Raw genomic sequence first — 5,031 nt, 5'->3', positions numbered from 1 at the left:
CGCGGCGTTGGTAGACCGGCGGCTTGGCCTCAGGTGCTCTGACCCACTTGCGAATCGTGTTGCGCGCCAACCCGGTGCGCTTGGCTATCTCATGCAGCGACAGCTTGTCGCGGAAATACATCCGGCGAATTTTGCCCATCATTTCCATACTGATCACCCTGTGTTCTCCTGCTCAAAAATTGAGCAGAAGCAGTTGAACACCTGGGTCAGTTTTCAGTCGGCAGAACAGCCTCTACTGGGTCAGTTTTCGGTCAGCGGCAACAATCAGGGGCGCGCATCACACATGCAGGCGGTGATAGGGCGTTTTACCGGCCATCAACCGACAGCATCACCATGCCCGAGCGCGGCCAGTTTCCCTCGGCCGACAACTACTACGCGACCGCACTGCATGAGCTGGGGCATTGGACTGGCCACCCTTCGCGGCTTGACCGTGACTTGTCCAACCCATTCGGGTCGGAGGGGTACGCCAAGGAAGAGTTGCGGGCAGAGATTTCCAGCATGATCCTGGGCAACGAGCTGGGTATTGGCCACGATCCTGGTCAGCACGTTGCGTATGTCGGGTCATGGATCAAGGTGCTGCAAGAAGATCCACTTGAGATCTTCCGGGCAGCCGCGGATGCCGAGAAAATCCAGGCTTTCGTCCTGGCGTTTGAACAGCAGCAAGTTCAAGACCACCAGGTGGACACCGCGCAGCTAGGCCAAGAGCAGGCCGAGGTATTGGCCCATATCCAGGAAGCCCACAAGAACGCCAATCCTGGATACAGCGCCCTGGAGTCGTGGCAGACCCTGGAGCGCACTGCCGAAGCTAACGGCCTCAAGGCAATGCTTCGCTGGTCGAATGCTGGCGAGTACGAGGCGGATATTCGCGTCGAGTACCAGGATACAGACGGAAAATTGATCCCAGTACATAGCGAGCTGCACAGCGGCGACGGTAAAGCTGTGAGCTGCATCGAGGGGCAGCGAGTTCCAGGCACTGGCATGACTTCGGATGATGAGTGGCAGACGAACGCCCTCAACTCTGCAATCGCCACAGCCCGGCATCGGCAGGAACAGCAGGAGGCCAAAATGGAGCAGGGACAGCAGTTGCCCCAACAGGAAATCACACAGCAGCAACTGACCGCCGAGCAATGGGTGCTGGACAAGCTGAGTAGCGACCTTCGCCCTGCCATTGGCCGGATGAACGAGCGGCAGCTAGACACTGTGCAGAGTGTTCTGGATTCGATGCACCCAATGGGCAACAACAACCCGTTCTGGCAGCGCCATGAGCCAGCCGCCGAAGCCATGTACCAGGATGTTGACCAGGTAGAGAAGCAGATATTCGATGCTACTGATGCGGTCAGCGACCGGCGCGAAGTGCTCCAGGGCCAGGGGCTGGTTCAGGCTGATGATATGCAGCAAGCAGTCGAGCAAGCACGACTGCGAGAAGCGCAGGTGCGACAAAACCCGAACAGCACTGACGAGGACATTTCTGCGGCCAAAGAAGAGCGAAAAAATGCCGAGGTGGCGCTTGCTCTAAATGATCCTGAAATGCAGCGGCGAATAGCCGAACTCGAAAAGAGCGAGGCCCGTAGCGAGCAGAGCAGTACCAGCGTGGCCAAGGAAAAGACCTGGTTGGCTGTTCCATACGAGCAGCGCGACGAGGCCAAACAGGTCGCTGGCAAGCTACAGAGCGGCCGTCCCGCCATCGGTTTCGATAAGCAGACTAAATGCTGGTACGCGCAGCCTGGCGCAGACCTGGAGAAGCTACAAAAGTGGCTGCCAGAGAACCAAGTTCGCCAGGCCCCCGCGATGGAGCCGCGAGAAGAGTTCGCCCAGGTCATGAAGGAAGCCGGCCTAGTGGTTGATGGAGAGCACCCCATCATGGACGGCAAATGGCACCGAGTCCCGGTCGAGGGGGGAAGCAAGGGCAACACCTCGGGAGCTTATCGGGGGTTCGAGCTGGAACCCGGCGAGAAAGGCGTTCCTGCAGGTACGATTCAGAACCACCGCACAGGCTTCCAATCAAACTGGAAAGCCAAGGGCTACGCGCTCAGCGAGGGCGACAAAGCATCTTTCAATGCCGAAGCTGCGCAGCGGCAAGCCCAGCGAGAGCAAGAGCGGCTGGTGAATCAAGCCCGCGCAGTTAAGGCGATCGGCGAACTGCTGGCGATCGCACCACAAGCAACAGCGGATCACACCTATCTCCAGAACAAGGAGGCCAGGCCCGGCGACCTCAAGGTTGTACCTGCGGACACAGCGGGCTTGCCTGCCGATTCGATCATCCTCATTGGGAAAAATGCTAGGGAGTCGAAGGCGCTGCGCGAGGCCAACCCGGATAATCTGGTCTTCACAGCCGGCGACTTGCTGCTGACCGCACAGGACAGCAATGGCAACCTCAAGGCTGCGCAGTCAATTCGCGCCAACGGCACGAAGATGTTTGCCAAGGGCACCGAGAAACACCAGAACTTCCATGTCGTCGGCGGCGCTGGCCTGGAGGCTCTGCAAGCAGCTCCTGCCATCGTGATCGGCGAAGGCTATGCCACGGCCGATACGCTGTCCCAAAGCCTTGGCTACGCAACCGTTGCGGCGTTTGACTCGGGCAACCTTCCCCATGTCGCCGCGCAGATGCGCGAGCAGTTCCCCGACAAGCCAATTCTGATTGCCGGGGACAACGATCTTCACCAGGAGCTGATTGACGGCAAGAACCCAGGCCGAACTAAGGCCCAGGAAGCGGCGAAGTCGGTAGAAGGCAAGGCCATCTTTCCGATCTTCGCACCAGGCGAGCAAGCCTATCCGGCTGGAGTGGAACCCATCGACCCGGAGAAGGCCCGCGCCAATAAGCTGACCCCTGAGCAACAAGAAGCTATCAACCAGATGAAGCGTTTCACGGACTTCAACGACCTGGCCACCAAAAGCAGCCTCGGCCGTGAGGCCCTGGATCGCCAGGTGCGGTCGGAGGTTGGCTTAGCCATCGAGAAGCACCAGGAGCGCATCGAGCAGAAACGCCTCGAGCAAGTTCAGACGCAGGCAGAGAAGCAACAACCGCGACGGGCAATGTCGCGCTAACAAGGAGAAGTTGAAGTGGTAATGAAAATTGCAAACCGCAATAACGGCGATGCCGGCGTTCTCATGAAGCCCGAAGGCAGCGTGAAAATCGTAGTGCTGAATGGCAGCCGTCAGATCGACCAGGTTGTACCTGGTGCGGGGAAAGATGGAGAACCGGGCTGGGTCACCATGAAGGTACAGCCAGAGGCAGGATTGCCTAAAGGCATCCACCAACTGAGCGACGCCACTAATCCAGCCAAGAACGTCCACCCGCAAACCTACGGTGGACAGGTGCTGCACGTTGACCAGAAGCATGTCTATCAGTTCGGCCCCAAGGGAATCGTCCAGCATGATCGCAAGCTGTTCGAGAAGGAGCCGGTAGTGGGCAAGTGCTACGAGGTGTCCTATAGCCGAGGTGTTGGCAAGGTCAAAGCAGAGCTGAGCCAGGAGGAAGGGGCCAAGCTGCAAGCGAAAAAGGCGCATACCCTGTGAAAGAGGCTGTCGGCCGGCGCTTAGCCCTGGAAGCGTCTCGACTCAACCTGACTGGCACCGAGACTGCTGCCAGGATTGGCTGTTCCCGGCGCACCTGGTGCTACTACGAAGCAGGGAAGAGCTGCCCGGATGCGGTGGCCTTGGCCAGTCTCGACCAGCTGGGTTTTGACGTGTTGTACGTCATTACCGGGCGCAGGGGTAAAGCGCTGTAGTAGAATCGCCGCCGCTGTACCTTTGGTCAGCGGCAGGCTGGAGTCGCAAGACTCGCCCAGGTGCTCACCCCCTCACGTCTACTTCTGTGGCACCGCGCTCGCTGATCGTCCTATTACAAAGCCCTCGCCTTGAGGGCTTTTTTTCGTCTTCGCGTCAGCAGGCGAAGGCCAGCGCCTCGATCCGTGGGAGTTGTTCATCACGTCCAGGAGCGCGCCAGTTTGTCGGTAGCCACCTCGATCCGTGCGCCCCCCTGACAAATTGTCACCCCTCTACACACGCGGTTTCAGGGGCGCATCACCTGATCCGTGGGAGTTGTTCATCACGTCCAGGAGCGCGCCAGTTTGTCGGTGGCCACCTCGATCCGTGCGTCCCCCCTGACAAATTGTCACCCCCTCTACACACGCGGTTTCAGGGGCGCATTACCTGACCCGTGGGAGTTGTTCATCACGTCCAGGTTCACGCCAGGTCGGCCGGAGGCCTATTCCCGATCCCGCGCCGGCAGGTGTCGATAGAGAGTTGGCAACGATACCCCGATGGACATGGCCACCTCCTTGGCGTCCATCCCGTTGCTCAGCAACGTTTGTGCTGCCTCGGTTTTTGCTGGGGTCATTACCGGACGCCGGCCACCGACCTTTCCGCTACGCCTAGCGGCTTCCAGGCCGGCCCTGGTTCGCTCCAGGATCAATTCCCGCTCCATTTCCGCCATAGCGGCAAGGACGTGGAAGAAAAAGCGTCCAGCGGTTCCTTTGGTGTCGATACCGTCAGTGAGCGAACGAAGATCGACCTTCCGCGCATCAAGTTCGGCAGCAAGGTCAACCAGCCCTTTCATTGAACGACCAAGGCGATCCAGCTTCCACACGACGAGCGTGTCACCCTCGCGGGCGAAAGCCAGTGCATCTATCAGGCCGGCGCGGTCTAGTTTCTTCCCGCTGGCCTTATCGGTGAAAACCTTGTCGCATCCAGCCGCTTGTAGTGCGTCGAGCTGGAGGCGTAAGTCTTGATCGACAGTTGAGACGCGAGCGTAGCCAATCAACATCAGGTGACCACCTGATTAGCGGTCTGGGTTCTGTGGGTCATGGCCTTCTTCTCAAATTTCGTTCTCCCGAGGGTATTTGAGAAAGTTTTTTTGAGAAAGCGTTTTGAGACAAAAAAAGCCCCGCGTTGCGGGGCCTTGGTGTCACTTTCAGAAGGCGACAGCACGAAATATCAAAAGTCGACCGCACGGTCTTTTCTGACGTTGGAGTCGCCTCAGAAAACGGAAAATAAAGCACGCTAAGGCGTAGTTCCCTCGGGCTACACCGC

General features: G+C 58.8%; 4 protein-coding genes. 3 read left to right on the top strand and 1 reads right to left on the bottom strand.

Annotated features, from left to right (window positions below; genetic code table 11):
* The first annotated feature begins 201 nt into the window (after nt 1–201).
* From JJD74_RS31060 to JJD74_RS30190, 3 genes are read left to right on the top strand one after another with little or no spacing between them, the layout of a single operon-like run.
* Complete coding sequence (locus JJD74_RS31060; protein ID WP_435829613.1) at nt 202–3,045, top strand: zincin-like metallopeptidase domain-containing protein; 2,844 nt, start codon at nt 202–204, stop codon at nt 3,043–3,045.
* 21 nt (nt 3,046–3,066) lie between these two features.
* Entirely contained in the window at nt 3,067–3,516 is a 450-nt protein-coding gene (locus JJD74_RS30195) for a KfrB domain-containing protein (RefSeq protein WP_010466474.1), read from the top strand.
* The gene (locus JJD74_RS30190; protein ID WP_010466472.1) at nt 3,513–3,728 is read left to right on the top strand and encodes a helix-turn-helix domain-containing protein; all 216 of its coding nucleotides are present in this window, start codon (nt 3,513–3,515) and stop codon (nt 3,726–3,728) included. Before JJD74_RS30195 ends, JJD74_RS30190 begins: the two co-directional genes overlap by 4 nt.
* A 479-nt stretch (nt 3,729–4,207) precedes the next feature.
* Here JJD74_RS30190 and JJD74_RS30185 read toward each other — a convergent pair whose 3' ends face one another.
* On the bottom strand, nt 4,208–4,765 hold the full coding sequence (locus JJD74_RS30185) for a recombinase family protein (protein WP_010466470.1): 558 nt from the start codon (nt 4,763–4,765) through the stop codon (nt 4,208–4,210).
* Nucleotides 4,766–5,031 lie beyond the last annotated feature (266 nt).

Origin of the sequence: Pseudomonas sp. MF6776, assembly GCF_016613125.1 — a bacterium.
In the GTDB taxonomy this organism is placed as follows: domain Bacteria; phylum Pseudomonadota; class Gammaproteobacteria; order Pseudomonadales; family Pseudomonadaceae; genus Aquipseudomonas; species Aquipseudomonas iridis.
The sequence above is the reverse complement of the archived record's forward strand: the minus strand, read 5'-3'. Positions and strand labels throughout refer to the sequence as shown.